This window comes from Hydrogenophaga flava NBRC 102514, from assembly GCF_001571145.1.
In the GTDB taxonomy this organism is placed as follows: domain Bacteria; phylum Pseudomonadota; class Gammaproteobacteria; order Burkholderiales; family Burkholderiaceae_C; genus Hydrogenophaga; species Hydrogenophaga flava.
In genome coordinates, this window is sequence record NZ_BCTF01000027.1 from 34,636 (window position 1) to 59,290 (window position 24,655).

The following is a 24,655-nucleotide window of genomic DNA, read 5'->3' on the forward strand; positions in this document are numbered from 1 at the left end:
GTCCGCTGCGGCCATGCCTCTTCCGTTCGAGCAGATGTTCGAAGACGCCCCGTTCGCTGTCTCGCTCTCGCGGCGGGCGGACGGACGCCTGGTGGCGGTCAACCAGGCCTGGGAAGCGCTTTCCGGCGTCGCCCGTGACCAGGCCATCGGGCACACCACCGTCGAACTGGGGCTGTGGACCGACGCCACCCAACGCCAGGCCTATCTCGAGTCGCTCAAGGAGCAGGACAAACCCCGTTGCACGGTGATGATCGACGGCCGGGCGCGCCACCTGCGTCTGCACACCTCGGTGCTCGGCGGGGGCGAGCTGCTGCTGGTTTACCTGCTGGACATCAGCCATGAGGTGGCGTCCGAACTGGAGCGCGACCAGGCCCAGAAGGAGCTGCGGGCCGCCAACCTGGACCTGCAGCACAAGGTGGAGCTGCATGCGGCCATCGAGCGGCTGGCCATGGTGGGGCACTGGATCAACTCTGCGAACGAGGCCTCGGTGAACTTCTCGCCCGGGTTGTTCGAGATCACCGGCCTCACACCAGCGGCTGTGGTGGCGCGTTCCGAAGGCCGTGGCGGCATCCATCCCGACGACATGCCGGCCTGGCTGGAGGCCCGTGCGGCGCGCGACGGGCGCGAGCTGGATTTCCGGTGGACCCGGCCGGATGGCGCGGTGCGCTGGCTGCGCACCCGCATCAGCCAGACCTCCGTCAAAGGCATCCCTCAGACCGACTTCGGCGTGGTGCAGGACATCACGGCCCAGCGCGAGGCCATCGACGCCCATGTGCAGCAGCTGAAGTTGCTGCAGCAGATCACGGCCCGCGTGCCCGGTGTGGTGTTCCAGTCGCGCATGCCGCTGAAGGGCTGGGGCAGCTTCGAGTTCGTCAGCGACATGGTGCGCGACCTGTTCGACCTGACGCCCGAGCAGCTGTACCAGGACGGACGCATCCTCTTCAGCCGGGTGCACGCGGACGACCAGCAGGCCATGGCCCAATCCATCTGGGAGTCCACGACCCGGCTGACGCTCTGGCGAATGGCGTTCCGGGTCAACCACCCGGACAAGGGCATGCGCTGGTTTAGTGCGGAAGGCCTGCCGCAGGCGCAACCGGATGGCTCGGTGCTGTGGCACGGCTACGTCCACGATGTGACCGAGACCCGCCAGGCCGCGCAGGCACTCGACCGGCAGCACCGGATGCTGGACGCCGTGCGGCAGGCGCAGGCGGCCTACATCGAGGCGGACGACAAGCGGCAGGCGTTTGAAGGGCTGCTCAAGGCCTTTCTGTCGGTGACGGACAGCGCCTACGGCTTTGTGGGCGAGGTGCTGTACGACCATCAAGGCCGGCCCTACCTCAAGACCCATGCGATCACCGACATCTCCTGGGACGAGGCCTCGCGGCGCATGTTTGCCGAACAGATGGACTCGGGCATGGAGTTCCGCAACCTGAAGACCTTGTTCGGGCACGCGCTGCTGACGGGTGAAACCGTGCTCAGCAACCACCCGGAAACCGACGCGCGCCGCGGCGGGCTGCCGCACGGCCACCCGCCCATGACTTCGTTTCTGGGGATTCCGCTGGAAGTCGGTGGCCGGCTGATCGCCATGGTGGGTCTGGCCAACGCCACCGACGGCTACCGCGAAAATGACATTGAGTTCCTGCAGCCGCTGCTGGGCACGGTGCGCCAGCTGGTGCTGGCCCGGCGCGGGCACGAGGAGCGCCAGCGCTCCCGCCAGCAGCTGCAGGCCACCAGCGCCCTGCTGGCCGACAAGACCTCGGCCCTGCAGGTCACGCTCGACACCATGAGCCAGGGCCTGTCCAAGATGGACGCCCAGGGGCGGGTGACCGTCTACAACCGGCGCCTGCTGGAGATGCTCGACCTGCCCGACGAGCTGATGTCCCGGCAGCCCACGCAGGACGAGGTGGTGGCCTACCAGAGCGCGCGGGGCGACTTTGGTCCGAACTGCGAACTGGTGGAATCCCATGCACGCCGGTACGTCGAGGAGGATGCCGGTCCGGTGCCGGGCCGCTACATGCGCCGCACCACCGATGGCCGTGCACTGGAGATCCGCACGCGGCCGCTGCCCGACGGCGGCCTGGTGCGCACCTACTCGGATGTCACCTCCTACATCGAGGTCGAAGAGGCGCTGAGAGACGAGCGCCAGCGCCTGGAGTGGGTGCTGGAGGCCACCGGCCCCGGCATCTGGGAACTCGACATCGCCACCGGGCTCACGCTCTACAGCGACCGCTGGGCGGGCCTGCTGGGCTACCGCCTGGACGAACTGCAACCGCCCACGCGCGAGACCTGGCAGTCGCTCGTGCACCCCGACGACCTGGTCCGGGCGCAGTCGCTGCTGCAGGCCCACCTGCGCGGCGGGACACCGGTCTACGACTGCGACCTGCGCATGCGCCACAAAAGGGGCTCGTGGCTCTGGTTCAACGACCGGGGCCGGGTGCACCGGCGCGACCAGGACGGTCGGCCTCTGTACATGTCGGGCACGCTGCTGGACATCCATGAACGGGTCACGGCGCAGGAGGAGGTGCGCGCGCTCAACGCCAGCCTGGAGCGGCGCGTGGCCGAGCGCACCGCCGAGCTGGAGCGCTCGATGCGCGACATGGAGGTGATCTCGTACTCCATCGCCCACGACCTGCGGGCACCGCTGCGCTCGGTCAACGGGTTCGCGTCGCTCGTCGGCGAATCCGACGGCGAACGCCTGAGCCCCGAAGGGCGGCTGATGTTCGAGCGCATCGTCGGTGCGTCGCGCAACATGGGGCAGATGATCACGGACATGCTGGAGCTGCTGCGCGTGGTGCGGGTCGAGATCGAGCCGGTGTCGGTCGACATGAACGCGCTGGCCCGTTCGGTGGCCGAGGCGCTGGAGCCCGGTGTGCCCCACGCCAGGGTGCAACTGCATTCCCTGCCACGGGTGATGGGCGATGCCAAGCTGCTGCGCCAGCTGCTGTCCAACCTGCTGGACAACGCGCTGAAGTACTCGCGCCACCTGGACGCGCCGGTGATCGAACTGGGCTTCGAACCCGCGCGCCGGGCGTTCTACCTCCGGGACAACGGCATGGGCTTCGACATGGCGCACGCCCAGAAGCTGTTCGGCCTGTTCCAGCGCCTGCACGCCGGAGCCAACGCGCCGGGCGGGACTGGTGTGGGGCTGGCCATCGTGGCGCGCACGCTGGAGCGACACGGCGGCCGCATCTGGGCCGAGGCCCGGCCGGGCCATGGGGCCACCTTCTGGTGGACCCTGCCGATGGACTGAGGCCCGGTCAGAACGGTGCGGAGGGCTCTGCGGGCGGGGTGTCTTCGCTCGCGGCTTCCGGGGTCTTGGCAACCGCCTGCCGCACCGAAGCCTTGTCGCCGGCGCTGGCGAACTTGCTGTACTTGCCGGTCAGGCCCACCAGTTGGCCGTAGATGCGCGGGCTGGCAGCCAGGCACTCGCGCTGCTCCAGGAAGTCGGCCTCGCCGGTGAAGTTGCCGATCAGGCCGCCGGCCTCGGTCACCAGCAGCGCGCCCGCGGCCACGTCCCAGGGCGAGAGGCCCATCTCGAAGAAGCCGTCGGAGAAACCAGCCGCCACATAGGCCAGGTCCAGCGCGGCGGAGCCGGGGCGGCGCACACCGGCGCAGCGGGGCATCACGTCGGCCAGCATCTGCAGGTAGGTCTGGAAAGTGTCGCCCGGGCGGAACGGGAAGCCGGTGGAGATCAGGCAGTCGCGCAGCGTGGTGCGCTTGGCGACGCGGATGCGCCGGTCGTTGAGGTAGGCGCCGCGGCCCTTGGTTGCGCAGAACAGGTCGTTGCGGGTCGGGTCGTAGACCACGGCCTGCTCGATGCGGCCGTTCACCATGAGCGCGATGCTCACGCAGTAGACCGGGAAGCCGTGGATGAAGTTGGTGGTGCCGTCCAGCGGATCGATGATCCAGACGTGGTTCTTGTCGCGGCCCTTGCCTTCGCGTCGTCCGGATTCTTCGGCCCAGATGCCGTGGTCTGGGTAGGCCGTCAGCAGGGTCTCGATGATCGCGGCCTCCGCCGCATGGTCGATCTCGGTGACGAAATCGTTGGTCTGCTTGGTGGTCACGCGCACGGCTTCGACATCGAGGGCGGCGCGGTTGATGATGGCGCCGGCGGCGCGGGCGGCCTTGATGGCCACGTTCAGCATGGGGTGGAGGTTGGACGACATGAATTGTGTTCCTTGACGGCGCCGCAGGAAGCGGCCGTGGGCAGGGGGGAAGAGCGGGAGTGCGGTGCCCGGCAATGCGGGCGGCGACAATACCCGGCATTTTACCGGCTCACCCGACATGCGCACCCGTTTCATCCTGATCCAGACCAGCCACGCCGGCAATGTGGGCGGCGCCGCCCGTGCCATGAAGGTGATGGGCTTCGATGATCTGGTGCTGGTGGCGCCGCGCTGGCCGAACGTGCTGCGCAAGGAAGAAACCATCCAGCGCGCCAGCGGCGCCAACGATGTGCTGGCCAGGGCGCGCATCGTCCAGACCCTGGACGAGGCGCTGGACGGTGTGAGCCACCTCTGTGCCACGGCCATGACGCCGCGCGACTTCGGCCCGCCCACGCGGGCCCCGCGCGAGCACTTCGCGCAGTTCCTGGCCGACGCCGCCGCACCGGACGCGGTGCAGCCCGAAGGCGTGGCCTTCCTGTTCGGGTCGGAGCGCTTCGGCATGCGCAACGAGGACGTCTACCGCTGCCACGCCTGCCTGTCGATCCCCACCAGCGAGGGGTTCGGCTCGCTCAACCTGGCCGCCGCGGTGCAGCTGATCGCCTACGACTGGCGCCAGGCGCTGGGCGGTTTTGCGCTGCCGCCGGCCACGCCCGAGCGCCCGGCCGCCGATGCGGCGGCGGTGGCCGGCATGCTGGGCCACCTGGAGCAGGCGCTGGTGGCGGTCGATTTCCTCGACCCGGCCGCGCCCAAGAAGCTGATGCCGCGGCTGAACGCCCTGTTCAACCGCGCGCAACCGACGCCGGAGGAAATCCACATCCTGCGCGGTGTCGCCAAGGCCATGCTGCAGACGGCCGAGCGTGCGAAGCGCTAGACTGGCCGACCCTTTACATACCCCCGGCTCCATGTTCGCCCGACTCCGATCCGACATCCAGTGCATCCTTGAGCGCGACCCCGCTGCGCGCAGCACCTGGGAAGTGATCACCTGTTACCCGGGCCTGCACGCCGTCTGGCTGCACCGTCCGGCGCACTGGTGCTGGACGCACGGCTTCAAGTGGCTCGGACGGTTCATCTCGCACATCGCGCGCTTCCTCACCGGCATCGAGATTCACCCTGGCGCCAAGCTCGGCGAGCGTGTGTTCTTCGACCATGCGATGGGCGTGGTGGTGGGCGAGACCGCCGAGATCGGCGACGGCTGCACCATCTACCAGGGTGTGACCCTGGGCGGCACCTCGCTCTACAAGGGCGCCAAGCGGCACCCGACGCTGGGCAAAAACGTGGTGGTCAGCGCTGGCGCCAAGGTGCTGGGCGGCTTCGAGGTGGGCGACGGTGCCAAGATCGGCAGCAACGCGGTGGTGATCAAGCCGGTGCCGGCGGGTGCCACCGCGGTCGGCATCCCGGCGCGCATCATCCCGAGCAAGACCGGGGAAAGCGCCGACGTGACCGAAGACGCCAAACCCAAGTTTCAGGCCTATGGCATCACGCAGGAAGACGACCCGCTGTCACAGGCCATGCGCAGCCTGATCGACAACGCGGCCGGGCAGGAGCACCAGATCGCGCTGCTGTGGCAGGCGATCGAGAAGCTGGCGCTGGCACAGAAGGACTGTGTGCCGGCCGACGCCGCCAAGACCGAGTGTTTCGAGGCCGAGAAGCTCAACCAGCTGGTTGGCAAATGATCAGCCGAGGGGCGGCGCTGGGTCCAGCGCCGCGTCCAGCCAGCCGCGCAGGCCGTTGAAGAAGCCCAGGCCCTGCGCCTGCGCCAGCCGCTCCACCGGAATCACCGCCTCCTGCAGCCGGCCCTGGGCCAGCAGCTCGCGCCGGTAGGTGCCGGGCAGCAGGCCGCAGGCCAGCGCCGGTGTCCACCACTGGCCGTCCAGCTGAATGGCCACATTGCCCCGAGTGAATTCGGTGAGTTCACCCCGCTGGTTGAACAGCAGGTGGTCGAACACGGCGAGGTTGGTGGGCGCGAGCGCCTCGTAGTGCGCGCGCCGCGTGGTCTTGTGCTGGATGAACTCCTGCAGCGCCTCTTCGGTGTTCAGAGCCGAGGGTGCCAGCGCCACCCGCACAGGCGACGGGGTCTCGGTCATGGCGTAGGCCTGGGCGTCGGCCCGGCCCGAGGCGTCCAGCAGCAGGCGCACGCGCCACAGGCCCTCGGGATGGGCCTCGCGCACGGCTTCCAGCGCGCCGTCCACCGCCAACGGATCGAAACCGTGCCCGAAGTGCGCCGCGCTCTCGCGCAGGCGGTCGAGGTGGTGCGGCAGCAGCCAGTAGCGGCCGTGGTCCAGGCGCAGGGTCTCCAGCAGGTCGAACGGCTCGCCGATGCGGTGCAGGTGGCGGCTCTTGGTCATGAGTTCTCTCCATTCGGCGGCGGGGTCGGCACACACCGTCAGGCCGCTGCCCACACCGTATCGGGCGTGCCAGCCGTCGTCGCTGGCCCCAGAGTCCGGCCGGTCCAGGCAGACGGTGCGGATAGGCACGTTGAAGGTGGCGTGGCCGCCCGGCCGCACCACGCCGAGGGCGCCGCAGTAGAAGCCGCGCGGCGCGTCCTCCAGCGCTGCGATGTGGTGCATGGCGCGCCGCTTGGGCGCGCCGGTGACGCTGCCGCAGGGGAAGAGCGCGGTCAGCACATCGCCGAGGCTGGTGTCCGGGCGGGCCGTGGCGGTGAGGGTGGAGGTCATCTGCCACACGGTGGGCCAGGCCTCCACCTCCAGCAGGCGCTCCACCCGCACGCTGCCGGTCTGGGCCAGACGGCCCATGTCGCTGCGCAGCAGGTCCACGATCATCACGTTCTCGGCGCGTTCCTTGGCGCTGGCCTGCAGCGCGTCGCGTGCGGCGCGGTCGAGCGCCGGGTCGCTCTCGCGTGCGGCCGTGCCCTTCATCGGGCGGCAGCACAGACGGCCGCCCTGCAGGTTGGGTTGCCAGTCGAAGAACAGCTCGGGTGAGGCGCTGAGCACCTGGCGCTCCCCATCGGCGAGCCGCAGCAGGTAGCCGCTGCCCTGGTGGCGCCGCAGCGCGTCCATCCAGCCCACAGGGTCACCGTCCAGTGCGCCCTGAAGGGCCGTGGTGAGGTTGATCTGGTAGCACTCGCCGGCCGCCATGGCCTGGCGCGCGGCATCGGCCTGCTGCAGATAGCGCGGGCGGTCCCAGTCCATGCGCCAGTCGACAGGGTCCGCGGCTGGCGGCTGCACGTCGGGTGTTTCCGAGGGGGTGTCGTAGACGCCGAACCAGACCAGCGGCCAGCGGGGATCGGCCGACCTCACGGGCAGGGCGGGGTCGAACGCCGGGGCCGCTTCGTAGGCCAGCCCGCCGACGCACCAGCGGCCTGCGGCGGCATGGGCCTGCACCTGCGCGATGGCCGGCAGCACCTGGTCCAGCGACCAGGCCTCGATCACCGCGAGCGGTTGTTCAAAACGCAGCCTCAGCCGGGCGTCGGGCAGGGCTCCCGGCGCAGTGTCCGGGAAATCGAGGGAGGCGATCAGCGGGGATCGGCGACTCAATGGTGGTGGCCGTGCGCACCGTGGGCGTGGCCGTGGGCGATCTCTTCGGCGCTCGCCGCCTTGACATCCAGCACCTTGAGCTGGAAGGTCAGCGTCTGGCCGGCCAGCGGGTGGTTACCGTCGAGGTGCACGGTGTCGCCCTTGATCTTGGTGACCGTGAACACCTGATGCCGGCCCTGGTCGTCGTGGCCTTCGAGCTGGCCACCGACCTTGACGCCGGGGGGGAAGTCCTTCTTCGGGATGGTTGTGACCAGCGACTCGTCGCGTTCGCCAAAGGCGTTGGCCGGCGCCAGCTTCACGGTGGTCTGGTAACCGGCCGCCTGGCCTTCCAGCGCCGCCTCGATGCCCGGCAGGGTGTTGCCATAGCCGCCATGCAGGTAGCTGCGCGGCGTCTTGCCGTCTTCGAGCAGCTTGCCGCTGGCGTCGCTGGCGCGGAAGGTGAGGGTGACGACGGTGTCTTTGGTGATGTTCATGGGATTGGATGGCAGGGTTTCAGACGAGGCTGTTCAGATGGCGCGCAAGCGAGGCCGGGTTCACAAAGGTGAGGTCGTACATGGCCGTGAGGCTGACAGCCTGTTCTTCCGTGATGTCTGTGGCGCAGATGATGAAGCGGCTCCGTTCCACTCCCAGACGCTTGCGAAGGCGCTGGTACTTGTCGATCTCGCGCCGGAACTCACCTGTCTTGCACTCGATGCAGATGGGATTCTGACCGGAGGGCAGCACCACGACATCCAGTTCATGCATGTCCTCGTTGGGGAAAAGGACCTCCACACCACGGGCGCAGGAAAAACCCAGCTTTCTCGCTTTGAGGTGGTCCACCAGCTCCAGCAGCGCGAACCACTCGAGCCAGGCGCCTTCAAAGAACTGCCTGACCTTGGGCGCGGGCTGGAGCGAAAGCCGGATGACCTTTTCCTGCTTCTGATACTGGTATCGGGCAAACAGGGTGTGGCTGTAGAACTGGCGGCAGAGCGTCGTGAGTGCCAGCACGTCCTTCTGGGCGACTCCGGTCAGATCGATGTTCAGCCCGGTGTGGCTCTTGCGGTAAGACCAGGTGACGCGCTGGATCAGCTCGCCAAACAGCGCATGGTTTTTCCCAAGTTGCTGGGCGGCTTCATCGAAGTACCCGCTGGTGTCCACATTGCTGTGATCGAAGCGGGCTTCAATCTGTTTGGCCTTGAGCCAGCGCTCGATGGGCGCGTGCTGGGCGGCCGTTGCAAAGTTCTCCGTGTCGGTGTCCCCGTCAGGTTCTTCCTGCTGAGCGGGCTGGCCCGCATTCGGGTCACCGTCGGCGGCCTGCCGCTCATCTGCCTGCAGGGCCCTGATTTCCCGCATGGCCGCGGCGTAGCGTTCGATCAGCTTCTGAACATAGAACACCGTGTCGAACACCGAACACGGCGCCTGGCAGACGGCGCAGGCCACCTGCGTCCCGGCGACACCCGATTCGCTCACGTGGCCGCATTTGTTGCAGCGATAAACCGGCATGCTTCCCCCCGAAGCGTTGTTGTCTGCGGGGCGTGATGGGCCCCGCGATGGATGTCAGCGCGCCGGGCGAACGGCGGTTTTCGGACGCCAACCCTTGATCACGTCGTCGTTGGTTTCGAGGTAGGGCCCGCCAATCAGGTCGATGCAGTAAGGCACAGCGGCAAAGATGCCGTTGACCCGCACGCTGCCGTCGGCGTTCTTCGCGCCTTCCAGCGTCTCGGCGATGGCCTTGGGCTGGCCCGGCAGGTTGATGATCAGGCTGCTGTCGCGGATCACGGCGACCTGGCGCGAGAGGATGGCCGTGGGCACGAAGGCCAGGCTGATCTGGCGCATCTGTTCGCCGAAACCGGGCATTTCCTTGTGCGCCACGGCGAGCGTCGCCTCGGGCGTCACGTCCCGTTTGGCGGGGCCGGTGCCGCCGGTGGTCAGCACCAGGGCGCAGCCGGCGTCGACCAGTTCGATCAGGGTCTGGCTGATGGTCGCCTGCTCGTCGGGGATCAGGCGCTCTTCGAAGGTGATCGGGTTCTTCAGCGCCTTGCCCAGCCACTCGCGCAGGGCGGGCAGCCCCTTGTCTTCGTAGACGCCGGTGCTGGCGCGGTCGCTGATGGAGACGATGCCGATGCGCACCGGGTCGAAGGGTTCACTCATGGTCGTCTTCTTCGGGGGTGGGTTCGTCGGTGTCGTCGCGGCTCAGCGCGGCGCGCACCAGCTGGAAGATCTCGCGGTAGGCCTTGCCGTGGCGCTGGGCCTCGCCAGGGCGCTCGGCCACGCCCTGGGCGTCCTTGCGGGCCTGGCGGATCAGGGCGCGCAACTGCTGCACGTCGGTCTCGGGCGCGGCCTGCATCCAGTCGGTGAGCGCACCGTCGTCGGCGATCAGGCGGTCGCGCCACTGCTCGGCCTGGTGCAGGGCCAGGGTTTCGCGGGCCGAGGGTTTGCGCTGTTCTTCGAGCGCGGCCTCGATGCCGGCGATGGTGTCGTCGCCCAGTTTGCGCATGAGCTTGCCGATGAACTGCATCTGGCGGCGCTTGCCCTCGAAGTTGGTGATGCGCCTGGCTTCGGCCAGCGCGTCGATCAGCTTGTCGCCAATGTCCTCGTGCCGTTCGCGCAGCCGCGCCATCAGGTCGCTGCGCAGCGTCAGCAGGCTCTCGCCCAGCGACTGCAGGTGGTCGCTGTGCTTCTTGAGATCGGTCTTGCTCATGTCGACCGAACCCTTGAGTTCGCGCTTGAGTTCGAGGTCCAGTTCGCTGCCAACGGCGACGAATTGGCCGCGGACGAAGTAGCCTTTTGTGGGTTTGCGGGACATGGGGAAGGGGGAAAGAGGGCGGCAAGTATCATAGCCGCCGACATGAGAAATACCCCCACCGCCCCTGTTTCCACCCCGTCCGACCCCTCCGCACCACTGGCCGGGTTCCAGTATTCGCGCAGCCGCTTCGAGGAGGTGGTGGACCTCGCTCTGGCCGAGGCCAAGCGTCTCGGAGCGGCGGATGCGGCCGCCGAGGTCTCGGAAGGTGCCGGTCTGAACGTCAGTGTGCGCAAGGGCGAGCTGGAGAATGTCGAGCGCAACCGCGACAAGTCGCTGGGTGTGACGGTCTACCTGGGCCGCCGCCGCGGCAACGCCTCCACCTCCGACTTTTCGCCCGAGGCGGTGCGCCAGACGGTGCAGGCCGCCTACGACATCGCGCGCTTCACGGCCGAAGACCCGGTGGCTGGCCTGCCCGACCCCGAGGACATCGCCGACCGCTACCCCGATCTGGACCTGTTCCACCCCTGGACCATCACGTCCGACGAGGCGGTCCGGCTCGCGCTGGCCTGCGAACAGGCGGCGTTTGCCACCAGCAGGAAGATCAGCAACAGCGAGGGCGCGAGCGTCTCGGCCCAGCAGTCGCACTTCTTCACCGCCCACATGCGCGGCGGCGAGCGCGGCCAGCCCGGCATCTTCAGCGGCGGTTACGCCAGCTCGCGCCACAGCCTGTCGGTGGCACCGATCGCTGGCAAAGGCGCCCACATGCAGCGCGACTACTGGTACAGCTCGGTGCGCGCGCCGCAGGACCTGGCCACGCCCGAAGCCGTGGGCCGCTACGCCGCCGAGCGCGCGCTCTCGCGCCTGAACGCCCGAAAGATCCCGACCACCGAATGCCCGGTGCTGTTCGAGTCGCCGCTGGCGGCCGGCCTGTTGGGCGCCTATGTGCAAGCCACCAGCGGCGGCGCGCTCTACCGCAAGACCACCTTCCTGGCAGACAGCCTGGGCAAGAAGGTGATGGCGCCGCACCTGGACATCGTCGAGGACCCGCACATCGTGGGCGGCAAGGGCAGCGCGCCGTTTGACGACGAGGGCGTGAAGACAGTGCGCCGCAAGGTCCTGTCGGCTGGCAAGGTGCAGGGCTATTTCCTCTCGACCTACTCGGCGCGCAAGCTGGGCATGCGCACCACCGGCAACGCCGGCGGCTCGCACAACCTCACGCTGTCCAGCCGTCTGACGCAGCCGGGTGACGACCTGAGCGCCATGCTCAAGAAGCTGGGTCGCGGCCTGTTCGTCACCGAACTGATGGGCCAAGGCGTGAACTACGTGACGGGTGACTACTCGCGCGGCGCGTCGGGCTACTGGGTCGAGAACGGCGAGATTGCGTTCCCGGTGCAGGAGATCACCATCGCCGGCAACCTCAAGGACATGCTCAAGGGCATTGAGGCAGTAGGCGCCGATGCCTATACCTACGGTTCCAAAACCGTCGGATCGATCCTCATCAACCGCATGAAGGTCGCCGGGAGCTGATCCTGATCCGGCCCGAGGCGCTCGCGGTCGTGGCCGCCGCCAGCTGGGCGGTGTCCAGCCTGTTTTCCGCGCCGCCGGCGCAGCGCCTGGGGGCGTTTGCCTTCAGCCGCTGGCGCATGCTGTTTGCCAGCGCCATTCTCTGGACGCTGGCCCTGGCCGGTGGCGGCTGGCGCGATCTGGACGCGGCCGCGGTCGGCCTGCTGGGTCTCTCGGGAGTGGTCGGCATCTTCATCGGCGACACCGCGCTGTTCGCCTGCATGAACCGCCTGGGCCCGCGCCGCTCGGGCGTGCTGTTCGCCACCCACGCGATGTTCTCGGCGCTGCTGGCCTGGCTGTTCCTGGGCGAGCTGATTCAGGGCTGGGCGCTGGTGGGCAGCGCGCTGCTGGTGGGCGGCGTGATGATGGCCGTGCTCTGGGGCAAGCGCGAGGACGAGTCGCACGGCTGGGAGCAGACGCGTGGCCGCTTGCTGGTCGGTGTGGGGCTGGGCCTCGTGGCGGCCCTGTGCCAGTCGGTGGCGACGCTGATGCTCAAGCCGCTGATGGCCACCGGCATCGATGCGGTCAGCGCCTCGTCGGTGCGCATGAGCCTGGCGCTGGCGGCGCACGGCCTGCTGCTGGCCTCGGGCTGGCCAGGCGCCCGGGCCAAACAGCCGCTGCGTGCGCACGATGCGCTGCTGACCTTCCTGAGCGCCGCCGTCGCGATGGCGCTGGGCATGACCCTGATCCTGTACGCCATGCGCCACGGCCAGGCCGGCCTGGTCGCGATCTTCTCGTCGGTGACGCCGGTGCTGCTGCTGCCGCTGCTCTGGGCGGTCTACCGCCGGCGGCCGGCCGCGGGGGCCTGGCTCGGGGCGGTGCTGGCGGTGACGGGGACGGCGCTGATCCTCGCCCGTTCCTAGCGGTCCGAGGTCACTTCTTGCGCTGCACCACCAGGTTGCGGCGCGCGTCTTCCGGGTAGGCGAAGGTCACGGCGCCGTTCTTCACCTTGCCCATCACCAGCATGTTGGGCGTGACGGCGTCCTTGTCGTCGGCGCTGAAGGGCTTCTCGTAGGTCGAGACGACGCCGTAGTACACGCGCGGGATGTTTTCCAGCGCGGCCTTGACCGCGGGGCCGGTGAACTTGCCGTCCCGGATCGAGAACAGCGCGTAGGTCAGCAGGTAGGTGCTGTCGTAGGACTGGGCCGCCGCCATGGGCACGGCGATCTTCTGCTTGAACTTGCGCTGGTAGGCGGTCAGGAAGGCGGCGCGGCGCTCGTTGCTCGGCTCGGCGATGAATGTCTGGGCCATCAGCGCGCCGTCGGCAGCGGACTTGGCGCCGTCGATGAAGAACGGGAACGACAGTGTCCAGGCACCGACCTGCGGCACGTCCCACTTGAGATCGCGCATGCCGTTGGCGATGGTCGCGTTCTCCGGACCGACGGTGTAGCTGAACACCACGTTGGCGCCGGCGTCGCGCGCGGCGGCCAGGTCCTTGCCCAGGTCCTTGACGCCCAGCGCGAAGCGCGCCACGTGCACCGGCTTGAGCTGTTTCGATGCCAGCGCCGTTTCCACGTCTTTCAGGCCGGCTTCTCCGTAGCCGGTGGTATCGGCAAAGATGGCCACCTTGGTCCAGCCGCGGCGGACCAGGTCGTCGACCACGAAGGGTGCCTGGATCGCGTCGCGCGCCGAGGTGCGGAAGATGTAGCTCTGCGGCGCCGGGAACTTGGCGGTCAGTGGGGTGCCGGTGGCGCAGGGGATGATCAGCGGCAGCTGACCGTTCTGGAACACGTCCAGCGACTTAGCGGCCACGCCGGTGTTGCAGAAGCCGATGGTGGCGATCACGCCCTCTTTGGCCAGCTCCTGCGAGCCCTTCAGGCCCACGTCCGGGTTGCCCTGGTCGTCCTTGACCACCAGTTCGAGCGGGCGGCCCAGATAGCCGCCGACGGCGTTGATCTCTTCGACCGCCAGCTGCACGCCGTGCAGCATGGGGTTGCCGAAATCGGACGATGGGCCGCTGAACGGGCCGATGACGCCGATGCGGACTGGCTGTCCGGTTGGTGCCTGGGCCAGCGCCAGGCCGGTGGCGCACAGGCCGAGGGCCAGGGTCAGACGGGAGAACAGAACTCGCATGGGGCACCTCCGGGAAAGTGCCGCGAGTGTAGGAACGCAGCTGTCGCCAAACTGACCCGGTTTACCCTGAAGAGCCGGGGTGTGTTCAGCGTCCCGTCAGCTTGCCAGTGCGGCCTTGACGGCAGCGGACACCTGGCCCATGTCGGCCTTGCCAGCCAGCTTGGCTTTCACCGCGCCCATGACCTTGCCCATGTCGCCGGGGCCTTTGGCGCCCAGTTCGGCCACGATGGCCTTGACTTCGGTAGCGATCTCGTCGGCCGACAGGCGGGCGGGCAGATAGGCCTCCAGCACCACCAGTTCGGCCGCTTCCTTGGCCGCCAGGTCGGCGCGGCCGCCCTGTTCGAAGGCGGTGATCGAGTCCTTGCGCTGCTTGACCATCTTGTCGATGACGGCGATCACGGCCGCGTCGTCCAGCTCGATGCGCTCGTCCACTTCCTTCTGCTTCATCGCGGCGGTCAGCAGGCGGATGGTGCCCAGGCGCTCGCTGTCCTTGGCGCGCATGGCGGCCTTCATGTCTTCGGTGATCTGTTCTTTTAGGCTCATGGTGTGTGCTCCGTGATTCGGTGAACCGGCGATTGTCTCAAACCGATTCCAGGGCCAGCAGTTCCTCCACTGTCTGGCGCCGGCGGATCAGGCGATGTGTGTCGCCATCGACCAGCACCTCGGCCGCCAGCGGGCGGCTGTTGTAGTTGCTGGACATGGACGCACCGTAGGCGCCAGCGTCGTGCAGCACCAGCAGGTCGCCCACGTGGGCCTGGGGCAGCGCGCGGGTGAGCACCACGCCGCCTTCGGCCTGGGTGAACACGTCGCCCGACTCGCACAGCGGACCGGCGACCACGGTCTCGACCGTGGCGCGCGGCGTGTCGTCGGCGGGGATCAGACCCATGCCGTGGAAGGCGCCGTACATCGACGGACGCATCAGGTCGGAAAAACCGGCGTCGACCAGGGTGAAACGGTTCGACCCCATGGGCTTGGTCGCGCGCACCTCGGTCACCAGCACGCCGGCTTCGGCCACCAGGAAGCGGCCAGGCTCCAGCTCCAGGTGCACGGCGTGGCCCAGGTGGGCGGCGATGCTGCGGCGGGCATCGTCCCAGAGGCTGAAGTAGTGTGCGGTGTCGATGCGCGGCTCGCCCTCGCGGTAGGGAATCGACAGACCGCCGCCGGCCGAGATGGCCTGCAAGTCCGTGCTCGCGCGCTTCACCAGTTGCACCATGGCCTGGCAGACCTCTTGCAGGTGGGCGTAGTCCACGCCGGAGCCGATGTGCATGTGCAGGCCGATCAGCGTCAGGCCATGCTGCTTCACGGCCGCCAGCGCATCGTCCAGCTCGGCGTGCCAGATGCCGTGTTTGCTGTGTTCGCCGCCGGTATTGGTCTTGTTGCTGTGGCCGTGGCCAAAACCGGGGTTGATGCGCAGCCAGACCGGGTGGCCGGGCGAGACCGCGCCCAGCTGGTGCAGCATGTCGATGGAGCCGGCGTTGACCGGCACACGGTGCTCGACCACGGTGGACAGGGTGGCGTGGTCGAACAGGTCGGCGGTGAAGACGATGCCCGAGGCGCCCTGGGCGTTCACGTCAGCGGTGAAGCCCGCGGCCAGGGCGCGCAGGATCTCGCCGCGAGACACGGCATCGACCACCACACCCTGCTCGCGCATCAGGCGCAGCAGGTGGATGTTGGAGTTGGCTTTTTGGGCGAAGCGGATGGTGTCGAAGGCGCGCAGTTCGGCGATGCGGGCGCGGATGGTGGCCGCGTCGTAGACCCACAGCGGGGTGCCGTGCTGGCGGGCGAGGGACTGGAGGAGGGCGTCGGAGAAGGGGTTCATGGGCGCCGATGATCCCGGTTCTTTCCATATTGAGCAATGCCAGATAATTCAACATCAATTCATCATTGATATGAAACTCAGCCACCGCCAGATCGACTTCTTCCGCGCCGTCATGGGCACCGGCCACGTCACGCGTGCGGCCGAGCTGCTGCACACCTCGCAGCCCACGGTCAGCCGCGAGCTGGCGCGGCTGGAGCAGGTGCTGGGCTTTGCGCTGTTCGAGCGCGTGAAGGGGCGCCTGAAGCCCACGGTGCGGGCGCTGGCGTTGATGGACGAGGTCGAGCAGTCCTACGTGGGGCTGGAGCGCATCGCGGCGACCGCCGTCGCGCTCAAGGGCTACGCGCACGGCCGGCTGCAGCTGGCCTGCCTGCCCGCGCTGTCGCACGCCCTGTTGCCGGATGCCGTGCGCCGCTTCGCGCTGAAACAGCCCGAGGCGGCGGTGGGCCTGACGCCGATCGAATCACCGCAACTGGAGGCTGCGCTGTCCGAACAGCGCTTCGACCTGGGCCTGTCCGAGCGGCACGAGGCGCCGGCCGCTTGCGCGCTGGAGACGCTGCTGGTGGCCGACGAGGTGGCGGTACTGCCGGCCGGCCATGCACTGGCGCTCAAGCCCGTGCTGATGCCGGCCGACTTCGCGGGCCAGCCGTTCATCAGCTTCGCGCCGGCCGACCCGTACCGGCAGCAGGTGGATGCGCTGTTTGCGGCCGCGGGCGTGGAGCGGGTGTTGAAGCTGGAAACCCCAAGCGCAGTGTCGGTCTGCGCCCTGGTGCGCCAGGGGCTGGGGCTGGGCATCGTCAACCCGCTGACGGCGCTTGAGCTGGCTGGGGAGGGTTTGGTGGTGAAGCCGCTGAGCGTGAGCATCCCGTTCCATGTGGCGCTGATCCGGCCGAGCTGGCGGACCGAGCATCCGCTGCGGGCCGACTTCGAGGCGGCTCTGGCCGAGGCAGCCAGCGCCCTGAAAACCCGCCTGACCCGGACCGAACAGGCGTAAAAAAACCCGCTGCAGCGTCCTGAGCGGGTTTTTTCCGAAGCGACTGAAGAATCAGTACAGCTTCTTGGGCAGCTGCATCGAGCGCACGCGCTTGTAGTGGCGCTTGACGGCGGCGGCCTTCTTGCGCTTGCGCTCGGCGGTCGGCTTTTCGTAGAACTCGCGGGCGCGCAGGTCGGTTAGCAGACCCAGTTTTTCGATGGTGCGCTTGAAGCGACGCAGAGCAACGTCGAACGGCTCGTTGTCTTTAACACGGATGGTCGTCATTGAAGGAGAGATTCCAGAATGCACAGAAAGAGGATGAACGGGAAGATCGGGCCCAGGCATCGTTTCTGCAAAGTTCCCCCGTCTGTTAACTAGTATTGGCCGACGGGGGTTTGCCAGCAAAGCCGCAGATTATAGCGTCCTGCCGGAAGATTGCCAGACTTTGATGGGGTGCGCTGAACGGTGTTCAAACGGGCGTTCAGAGCGCCATCGCGCAGGCGTGGGCACTGGCCCAGGCCCACTGGAAGTTGTAGCCGCCCAGCCAGCCGGTCACGTCCACCACCTCGCCGATGAAGTACAGGCCGGGCTGTTTCGATTCCATGGTCTGTTGCGACAGGTCGCGGGTATCGACCCCTCCCAGCGTGACCTCGGCCTTCTTGTAGCCCTCGGTGCCCGTGGGCACCAGCTCCCAGCGCGCCAGCCGCTCGGCCAGCCGGGCCAGGGCCTTGTCGCTGCACTCGGCCACCGGGCGCTGCCATTCCTTGTCTTGTTCTACCCAGGCCTCGGACAGGCGGCTTGGGACGAGCGTGGCCAGTTCGTTGACCAGCAGCTTGCGCGAGCGCTGTTTGGCCTCGGCCAGCGCGGCGGGCAGGTCGACCTCGGGCGCGAGGTTGATGCGGATGGGGGTGCCGGGCTTCCAGTAGCTGGAGATCTGCAGCACCGCCGGTCCGGACAGACCGCGGTGGGTGAAGAGCAGGTCTTCGGCGAACACGGCCTTGTTCTTCTTGTCGCCGGTTTCGATCAGTACCGGGAGCGCCAGCCCGGCCAGACCAGCGTAGGGCGCCCAGCCAGCGCCGTCGAACGTCAGCGGCACCAGGCCGGGGCGCGGTTCCACCGTGCGCAGGCCGAACTGTTTGGCGACCCGGAAACCGAAGTCGGTGGCGCCGATGGCGGGAATCGACAGCCCGCCGGTGGCGATCACCACCTTGCGCGCCTGCACCGGACCCTGGTCGGTGTCGAGTTCGTAGCCGCCATCGTCGGTCAGCCGCAGCGCCTTCACGCCGCAGGGCTGCCAGCGCGTGACGCCGCCCACCGCACATTCGGCCAGCAACATCTCGATCAGGTCGCCCGCCGAGCGGTCGCAGAACAGCTGTCCCTTGTGCTTTTCGTGGAAGGGGATGCCGTGCTTCTGCACCAGCGCAATGAAGTCGGCCGGCGTGTAGCGCGAGAGCGCCGAGCGGCAGAAGTTCGGGTTCTCGCCGACGAAGTGCTTGTGCGGCTGGCGCACGTCGATGTCGCGGTTGGTGAAGTTGGCCCGGCCGCCGCCGGAAATGCGCACCTTTTCCGCCATCTTCTCGCTGTGGTCCAGCAGCAGCACCTTCAGGCCGCGCTGACCGGCGATGCCGGCGCAGAACAGGCCAGCGGCGCCTGCACCGACCACCACCACGTCAAAGGTCTGCACCGGGTCAGCCCTTCCAGACGAAGGGGAACTTCACCTGTTTCCAGAAACCGTTGGGCACGTAGTCGCCCAGCACGCCGTAGCGCTCGGGCCATTCGCGATCGCTTTTGACGGCGGTGCCGAACAGGTGGTCAATGAAGGCGAAGTGGGCGGCGTAGTTCTTGTCCAGCGCTTCCTGGTCCTGGCTGTGGTGCCAGTGATGGAAGTTGGGCGTCACGATCATGTACCGCAGTGGGCCCAGGCGCACGCTGACGTTGGCGTGGTTGAACACCGCCTGGAAACCGACCACGATGATGTAGGCGTCGATCACGTCCTTGGAGAACCCCATCATGTAGACCGGCACCAGCACCAGCGTGCGGGTGATCAGGATTTCGATGACGTGCTGGCGCGAACCGGCGAGCCAGTCCATGTGCTTGGCGCTGTGGTGCACCGCGTGCAGGCGCCACAGCATCGGCACCTCGTGGTACGCGCGGTGGGTCCAGTACTGCACCAGATCGGCCGCCAGGATGAGCAGCGGCAGCGCCGCCCAGAACGGCAGCGCGCCGACCCAGCCGCGCACACCGTCGACCGCGGCCCAGCCGAACAGCTTGTGCACCAGCAGGTTGGTGGCCAGCAGCATGAAGCCGATCAGCATGTGGTTGACGATGAAGTGGTGCAGGTCGGTCTGCCACTCGGGACGGAACACCGGCTGGTCTTTGCGCAGGGCAAACAGCTTCTCGATGAAGATGAAGATCAGCGCCGAGCCCAGCAGGTCCAGGATGAACCAGTCCAGGCCGATGTAGGGCGTGTGGTCGGGGAAGTTGGGGTCGACCTCGACCTTGTGGCCGCCCAGCACCGCCGACAGCAGCACCAGCGCGAACGCGGCGGCGGCCAGCCAGGGCGCACGGCGGAACACCAGGTTGACCAGGCTCAGTGCGCCGGCGACCACCAGCGACCAGAACATCAGCTGGCGGATCAGTGCCACGTCGTAGCTCTTGCGCAGCTCGGGCGTGGTCAGGTACTCGGGGAAGTGGAAGGCCAGCACACCCAGAAAGCACAGGAAGGCCAGGCTGAGCGCCAGCACGCCGGTGACCAGGCCACGTCCGGGTTTGAGGGCGCCGTGGCCTTCGGCCAGTTCGTTGAGTTTGTCGAGCACGCCGATCCTCCTCGCGCCGCCGTGGGCGGCCTGTTGTGGTGACGGAGCGGGAGTGTAGCGGGCGGTCCCCGCCGGCTCAGGCCGCTCGGCGCTGCGATTCCGGCTGGGCCACCGCCGCGATGCCACGCACCACGTCGCCGACCACCATCACCGACGGGCTGCCCAGACCTTCCTGCGCCAGCGTGGTGGTGAGGGTGCCCAGGGTGCAGACCGCGTGGCGCTGCTGCGGCAGGCTGGCGTGCTGGACGATGGCCAGCGGCGTGCTGGCCGGCAGGCCGGTCAGCAGGTCGGCCTGGATCTGGGTGGCGCTGGAGACGCCCATGTAGATCACCAGGGTCAGCTTCGCATCGCGTGCGGTGGCAGCGAGCTGTTTCCAGTCGGTGCCGCTGTCGCCGGGCTTGGCGTGGCCGGTGATGAAGACGACGCCGTGCGCGTGGTCGCGGTGGGTCAGCGGTGCGCCGAGCGAGGTCAGGCCGGCCAGGCCCGAGGTGATGCCGTTGAGCACCTGGACCTCGATGCCGGCTTCGCGCAGGTGTTCCACCTCTTCACCGCCGCGGCCGAAGATGAAGGGGTCGCCGCCCTTGAGGCGCACCACGATCTCGCCTTCGCGCGCGGCCATGATCATCAGCTTCTCGATGAAGGCCTGCGGCGTGCTCTTGCAGCCGCCGCGCTTGCCCACGTGCACGACGCGCGCGCTGGGGGATGCATGGGCCAGCACGCCCTCGCTCACCAGGTCGTCCACCAGCAGCACGGTCGCGGCGGCGATGGCCTTGGCGGCCTTGATGGTGAGCAGCTCCGGGTCGCCCGGGCCGGCGCCCACGAGGGTGACGGTGCCGGGGTGGAACTGGCTTTCGGAGGTGATGACGGTGGCGGGCATGTTCATGGTGTGCTGACCGCCGTGGGGCGGTTTGTCTCTGGTGCAGCGGGGCGAGACACTTCTTGCAGGATGTGTGCCACCTGCAGGGCAATCGGGGCGGGCACGGGCAGGCGGCCGCCCAGCACGTCGCGGATGTAGGCGGCGGTGGCGTCGGCCGAGATGTCCTTGGGCAGATCGGGCAGGGCCGCCAGCGAGCCTTCCTGAGCGGGTTGCAGCAGGTGGCGCGCACCGTCGCGGAAGGCGTCCATCTGCGGCGTGCGGCGCGCATCGGCTACCGGTTCGCCCTCGGTGCCGCGCAGCAGCAAGGCGTGCGCGCCGACGAGGGCAAAGGTGTCGGCCATGGACACCGCGTATTCAGGGTGGGTGTAGCTGCCGACGATCAGCGCCCGGCCTTCGCAAGGGTTCATCAGCTTGACGAGGCTGTGCGCCGGGTTGCGCAGGCCGACCACGCGGCGCACGTCCAGCAGGCGCTTGAGGCCGGGGTGCAGCACCTCGGTGGGAACAAAGGCGCATTGACCCGGGCCCACCGGGCCGACCGCCGTGCGGGCCGGCTGGCCCAGTGCGGCGAACACCGCCTCGCTGGTCACGCGTCTGTCTTCGGTGGCCGTGCCGTGCACCAGCACCGCCGCGCCTTCGCGCGCCAGCAGCAGCGCCAGCAAGGGCGTGAGCACCGGCAGCTTGCGTGCACCGTTGTAGCTCGGCAGCACCACGGTGGTGAGGGCGTTGTCAGGGATGCGCTGCAGGCGGGCGTGGGTGGCGTCGAGGAAGCCGGCCATCTCCTCCGGCGTTTCGCCTTTGATGCGCATCGCCAGACAGAAACCACCGACCTCCAGGTCGGTCACGGCGCCGTCCAGCACCTGGCCGAACAGGTCGGTGGCCTGCTCACGGCTGAGCGAACGGGCGCCGTCCTTGCCGCGCCCGATCTCCTTGATGTAGTGGCTGATGCTCATGGGCCGCCATTGTCCGCGAGGTCAGATGACTGCGGGTTATATGGCTACCAGCGATGCCGGCACCGCCTTGATCAGTCGCCGCAGTTCCGGGATGCAGGAACCGCAGTTGGTGCCGCACTTGAGCTGCCCCTGCAACTGCGCCAGGCGCTGGTCGCCCGTGCCGCCGCAGCGCGGCAGTTCGGCGCGGATCGCGTCTTCGCCGACGTTGAAGCAGGTGCAGACCTGGGGGCTTTTCGCGACCACCGCCACCGGGGCCGCAGCGCCAGGCATCAGCAGCAGGCGGCCGTAACTGCCCGCGGGCAGCTCGTCCTGCAGCAAGGTCTTGATCCAGCCCTCGGCGCTGGTGTCGCCGGCCAGCAGGAAGGCTTCGAGCGTGATGTCGTCACCGCTGCGCTGCAGGCGTGCGCTGCGGCGCTGCTGGCGTCGCTTGTCGGCGTAGCGCAGCGTGTCGGCGGTGGCCAGGTCCAGCAGGGCCTCGATGCGCTCGACCAGCGCCGGTTCCGGTGCTTCGTGTGCGGCGGCGCGGAACAGCACACCGGTGCGTTCGCGGCCGAAGGGCACGCAGGACGCGAACTCGAACGAGGGCATCAGCGCGCGCAGCCCGGTCAGCGCGGTCAGCGCCGACGCCTCGGGCAGCCAGGCCACGCCCAGCAGGGTCCAGGGCAGTTCGGCCTTGAGGATCTTCACCGCCGCGTGCTTGAGTTCGGGCTGTTTGGACGTGGGGCAGTAGGCCGAGGTGGTGAGGGCGTTGACGCCGGCCAGCGGTTCGCCCTGGCTGCTGCGGCCGCTCAGGTACTCCTGTCCCCCAGTGCATGGCGATGAAGGCCTGTGTTGTGTGCACCGTGCGCGAGCCCTGCACCGGCAGCACGATGGAGCCGCGCTTGCTGGTCACGTGCACCAGTTCGCCGTTCGTGAGGCCCCGGCGTTCCATGTCCTGCGGGTTCATCTGCACCGACGGCTCAGCCACGTGGCCGAACAGCCGGCCGATGGTGCCGGTGCGCGTCATGCCGTGCCAGTGGTCGCGTAGGCGGCCGGTGGTCAGCGAGAAGGGGAAGCGCGATTCGCGCTGCTCGGCCACGGGCATGTAGGGCAGGGCGGAGAAGCGGGCCTTGCCGTCGGCGGTCGGGAACACACCGTCGGCATACAGGCGCTCGCGTCCAGTCTTCTCACCCTCGCTCAGCGGCCACTGCTGCGGCCCCCGCTGCTCCAGCATGTCGTAGGACAGGCCGGTGATGTCAAGGTCGCGGCCGCGGGTGGACTCGCGGTGTTCGTTCCAGATCGATTCGGGCGTGTCGTAGGGGAAGAGCGTGGGCTGGCCGGGGCGCAGCTGCGCTTCCAGCCGCCGCGCCACATCCACGGCGATGCGCCAGTCGTGCCGGGCCTCGCCGGCTGCGGGCACGGCGGCGCGCACTCGGCTGATGCGGCGCTCGCTGTTGGTGACCGTGCCTTCCTTCTCGCCCCAGGTGGTGGCGGGCAGCAGCAGGTCGGCGAAGTCGCAGGTGGCGGCCGTCGCAAAGGCTTCCTGCACCACCACGAATTCGGCGCGCTGCAGGGCGCGGCGCACGGTCGCCTGGTCGGGCATGGACTGCGCCGGGTTGGTGCAGGCGATCCAGAGCGCCTTGATCTCGCCGTCGGCCGCGGCCTGGAACATCTCCCCCGCGGTCTTGCCGGGCTTGCTCGGCACGTCGGCCACGCCCCACAACGCCGCCACTTCGGCGCGGTGCGCGGGGTTGGCCAGGTCGCGGTGGGCACTGAGCAGATTGGCCAGGCCGCCCACTTCGCGCCCGCCCATGGCGTTGGGCTGGCCGGTCAGGCTGAAGGGGCCGGCGCCGGGTTTGCCGATCTGGCCGGTGGCCAGGTGCAGGTTGATCAGGGTCGCGTTCTTGGCGGTGCCGCTGCTGCTCTGGTTCAGGCCCTGGCAATACAGGCTGAGCGTGGCGGGCGACTGCGCAAACCACTGAGCGGCCTTGAACAGGTCTTCTTTGGGGATGCCGCAGGTCTGCGCTACCAGATCGGGCGTGGCTTCGCGCACCAGCGCCTTCAGATCGTCGAAGCCATTCGTGTGCGCCGCGATGTAGGCGGCGTCGGTCCAGCCTTCCCACAGCATCACGTGCAGCAGGCCGTGGAACAGCATCACGTCGCTGCCCGGTTGCAGGGGCAGGTAGAGGTCGGCCAGCTCGGCGGTGTCGGTGCGGCGCGGGTCGGCCACGATCACCTTCATGCCCGGGTTCTGCTGCTTCGCGGCCTCGATGCGGCGGAACAGGATGGGGTGGGCGTAGGCCGCGTTGCTGCCGACGATGAACAGGCAGGCGGCGTGGTTCACGTCTTCGTAGCAGGCGGGCGGCGCGTCGGCGCCCAGCGTGGCCTTGTAGCCCGCCACCGCGCTGCTCATGCACAGACGCGAGTTGGTGTCGACGTTGTTGGTGCCGATCAGGCCCTTGGCCAGCTTGTTGAAGACGTAGTAGTCCTCGGTCAGCAGCTGGCCGCTGATGTAGAAGCCCACCGCGTCGGGGCCATGCGCGCGCGCGATGCGGCCGAACTCGCCGGCCACGCGGTCCAGTGCCGCGTCCCAGCCCAGGGCCACGGGCGCCTGGCCGCGCTGCAACCGCTGCATGGGCTGCAGCAGCCGGGTCTGGCGCGTGATGGCGGGCGTGGCCGTCAGGTGCAGCGTACTGCCCTTGGTGCAGAGCTTGCCGAAGTTGGCCGGGTGGTCCGGGTCGCCGCGCACACCGGTGATCTGCGGCCCATCGGATTCGATGATGACGCCGCAGCCCACACCACAGTACGGGCAGGTGGAGCGGGTTTCGGTCATGGGCTCAGGCCTTGACGGTTCTGCGGGCGGGGCCGGCGATCGGGCGCTCCAGATCGGTGGCGTGCGACGCGAGCTGCGTGGCGTCCAGGAACACCTGGCCGTTCTCCACCTTCACGCTGAACTTGGGCGTGCAACCCTCGTCGGGCGCGGACGCCTGGCCGTCGCACAGGCCGATGGTCCAGTTGTGCAGCGGGCAGGCCACGTGGGTGCCGAAGACGATGCCCTGGCTCAGCGGGCCGCCCTTGTGCGGGCAGCGGTCGAGCAGTGCGAACACCTCGTCCTGGTCGTTGCGGAAGATCGCGACGTCCAGGCCCTGCTCGCGCGCCACGCGGCGCGAGCCGAGCACAGGGATGTCGTCAACCTGGCAGATGGGGGTCCATTGGCTCATGTTCA

21 protein-coding genes and 1 pseudogene are annotated in these 24,655 nt (G+C 68.5%); 6 read left to right on the forward strand and 16 right to left on the reverse strand.

The features are described 5' to 3' along the window. Positions 1 to 13: 13 nt before the first annotated feature. Positions 14 to 3,250, forward strand: coding sequence for a PAS domain-containing protein (locus HFL01S_RS20455; protein ID WP_066262060.1), 3,237 nt, complete (start codon positions 14 to 16; stop codon positions 3,248 to 3,250). 7 nt (positions 3,251 to 3,257) lie between these two features. On the opposite strand, the gene HFL01S_RS20460 is transcribed toward HFL01S_RS20455, so the two are convergent. Next, on the reverse strand, positions 3,258 to 4,166 hold the full coding sequence (locus HFL01S_RS20460) for an inositol monophosphatase family protein (RefSeq protein ID WP_066262061.1): 909 nt from the start codon (positions 4,164 to 4,166) through the stop codon (positions 3,258 to 3,260). 118 nt (positions 4,167 to 4,284) lie between these two features. Here HFL01S_RS20460 and HFL01S_RS20465 point away from each other — a divergent pair, with 118 nt between their 5' ends. Both HFL01S_RS20465 and cysE read left to right on the forward strand, forming a co-directional pair. Continuing rightward, a complete protein-coding gene (locus HFL01S_RS20465; RefSeq protein WP_066262062.1) occupies positions 4,285 to 5,034 on the forward strand; it encodes an RNA methyltransferase in 750 nt (249 codons plus the stop codon). A gap of 31 nt (positions 5,035 to 5,065) precedes the next feature. After that, positions 5,066 to 5,836, forward strand: coding sequence for a serine O-acetyltransferase (gene cysE / locus HFL01S_RS20470; RefSeq protein ID WP_066262067.1), 771 nt, complete (start codon positions 5,066 to 5,068; stop codon positions 5,834 to 5,836). Here cysE and HFL01S_RS20475 read toward each other — a convergent pair whose 3' ends face one another. From HFL01S_RS20475 to yjgA, 5 genes are all read right to left on the reverse strand, one after another. Further along, positions 5,837 to 7,657, reverse strand: a complete 1,821-nt coding sequence (locus HFL01S_RS20475; RefSeq protein ID WP_245644877.1) for a chorismate-binding protein — start codon at positions 7,655 to 7,657, stop codon at positions 5,837 to 5,839. Beyond that, complete coding sequence (locus HFL01S_RS20480; protein ID WP_066262068.1) at positions 7,654 to 8,130, reverse strand: FKBP-type peptidyl-prolyl cis-trans isomerase; 477 nt, start codon at positions 8,128 to 8,130, stop codon at positions 7,654 to 7,656. The genes HFL01S_RS20475 and HFL01S_RS20480 overlap by 4 nt, the downstream gene beginning before the upstream one ends. A gap of 19 nt (positions 8,131 to 8,149) precedes the next feature. Then, complete coding sequence (locus HFL01S_RS20485; RefSeq protein ID WP_245644878.1) at positions 8,150 to 9,043, reverse strand: PDDEXK family nuclease; 894 nt, start codon at positions 9,041 to 9,043, stop codon at positions 8,150 to 8,152. Between the two features lie 150 nt (positions 9,044 to 9,193). Beyond that, on the reverse strand, positions 9,194 to 9,787 hold the full coding sequence (gene mog, locus HFL01S_RS20490; protein WP_066262070.1) for a molybdopterin adenylyltransferase: 594 nt from the start codon (positions 9,785 to 9,787) through the stop codon (positions 9,194 to 9,196). Beyond that, positions 9,780 to 10,442, reverse strand: a complete 663-nt coding sequence (gene yjgA / locus HFL01S_RS20495) for a ribosome biogenesis factor YjgA (RefSeq protein ID WP_066262071.1) — start codon at positions 10,440 to 10,442, stop codon at positions 9,780 to 9,782. The genes mog and yjgA overlap by 8 nt, the downstream gene beginning before the upstream one ends. A gap of 42 nt (positions 10,443 to 10,484) precedes the next feature. On the opposite strand from yjgA, the gene pmbA reads away from it, so the two are divergent. Then, the gene (gene pmbA / locus HFL01S_RS20500) at positions 10,485 to 11,909 is read left to right on the forward strand and encodes a metalloprotease PmbA (RefSeq protein ID WP_066262072.1); all 1,425 of its coding nucleotides are present in this window, start codon (positions 10,485 to 10,487) and stop codon (positions 11,907 to 11,909) included. Between the two features lie 29 nt (positions 11,910 to 11,938). After that, positions 11,939 to 12,808, forward strand: coding sequence for a DMT family transporter (locus tag HFL01S_RS20505; RefSeq protein ID WP_245644879.1), 870 nt, complete (start codon positions 11,939 to 11,941; stop codon positions 12,806 to 12,808). A gap of 10 nt (positions 12,809 to 12,818) precedes the next feature. Here HFL01S_RS20505 and HFL01S_RS20510 read toward each other — a convergent pair whose 3' ends face one another. The 3 genes from HFL01S_RS20510 to lysA all read right to left on the reverse strand — a co-directional run bounded on the left by HFL01S_RS20510 (position 12,819) and on the right by lysA (position 15,837). Continuing rightward, positions 12,819 to 14,018 (reverse strand): ABC transporter substrate-binding protein, encoded by a 1,200-nt coding sequence (locus tag HFL01S_RS20510; protein ID WP_084383526.1) that lies wholly within the window; start codon positions 14,016 to 14,018, stop codon positions 12,819 to 12,821. A gap of 96 nt (positions 14,019 to 14,114) precedes the next feature. Beyond that, on the reverse strand, positions 14,115 to 14,561 hold the full coding sequence (locus HFL01S_RS20515; protein WP_066262077.1) for a GatB/YqeY domain-containing protein: 447 nt from the start codon (positions 14,559 to 14,561) through the stop codon (positions 14,115 to 14,117). 37 nt (positions 14,562 to 14,598) lie between these two features. Beyond that, a complete protein-coding gene (lysA, locus tag HFL01S_RS20520) occupies positions 14,599 to 15,837 on the reverse strand; it encodes a diaminopimelate decarboxylase (RefSeq protein ID WP_066262079.1) in 1,239 nt (412 codons plus the stop codon). 70 nt (positions 15,838 to 15,907) lie between these two features. Between lysA and HFL01S_RS20525 the strand changes: the two genes are divergently transcribed. Further along, positions 15,908 to 16,828: a LysR family transcriptional regulator gene (locus HFL01S_RS20525; RefSeq protein WP_066262082.1), complete on the forward strand. Its 921-nt coding sequence runs from the start codon at positions 15,908 to 15,910 to the stop codon at positions 16,826 to 16,828. A 51-nt stretch (positions 16,829 to 16,879) separates the two neighbouring features. On the opposite strand, the gene rpsU is transcribed toward HFL01S_RS20525, so the two are convergent. The 7 genes and pseudogenes from rpsU to nirD form a co-directional block, all read right to left on the reverse strand. Beyond that, entirely contained in the window at positions 16,880 to 17,092 is a 213-nt protein-coding gene (rpsU, locus tag HFL01S_RS20530) for a 30S ribosomal protein S21 (RefSeq protein WP_056273869.1), read from the reverse strand. A 196-nt stretch (positions 17,093 to 17,288) separates the two neighbouring features. Beyond that, positions 17,289 to 18,491 (reverse strand): BaiN/RdsA family NAD(P)/FAD-dependent oxidoreductase, encoded by a 1,203-nt coding sequence (locus HFL01S_RS20535; protein WP_066262084.1) that lies wholly within the window; start codon positions 18,489 to 18,491, stop codon positions 17,289 to 17,291. A 4-nt stretch (positions 18,492 to 18,495) separates the two neighbouring features. Further along, on the reverse strand, positions 18,496 to 19,623 hold the full coding sequence (locus HFL01S_RS20540; RefSeq protein ID WP_066262086.1) for a sterol desaturase family protein: 1,128 nt from the start codon (positions 19,621 to 19,623) through the stop codon (positions 18,496 to 18,498). Between the two features lie 76 nt (positions 19,624 to 19,699). After that, positions 19,700 to 20,506, reverse strand: coding sequence for a uroporphyrinogen-III C-methyltransferase (gene cobA / locus HFL01S_RS20545; protein ID WP_439648609.1), 807 nt, complete (start codon positions 20,504 to 20,506; stop codon positions 19,700 to 19,702). Continuing rightward, on the reverse strand, positions 20,503 to 21,450 hold the full coding sequence (gene ybiB, locus HFL01S_RS20550; RefSeq protein ID WP_066262095.1) for a DNA-binding protein YbiB: 948 nt from the start codon (positions 21,448 to 21,450) through the stop codon (positions 20,503 to 20,505). Before ybiB ends, cobA begins: the two co-directional genes overlap by 4 nt. Before the next feature lie 36 nt (positions 21,451 to 21,486). After that, positions 21,487 to 24,262: pseudogene (locus HFL01S_RS20555) on the reverse strand (nitrate reductase). A 4-nt stretch (positions 24,263 to 24,266) separates the two neighbouring features. Next, positions 24,267 to 24,650: a nitrite reductase small subunit NirD gene (nirD, locus tag HFL01S_RS20560; RefSeq protein WP_066262115.1), complete on the reverse strand. Its 384-nt coding sequence runs from the start codon at positions 24,648 to 24,650 to the stop codon at positions 24,267 to 24,269. Between the last annotated feature and the right edge of the window lie 5 nt (positions 24,651 to 24,655).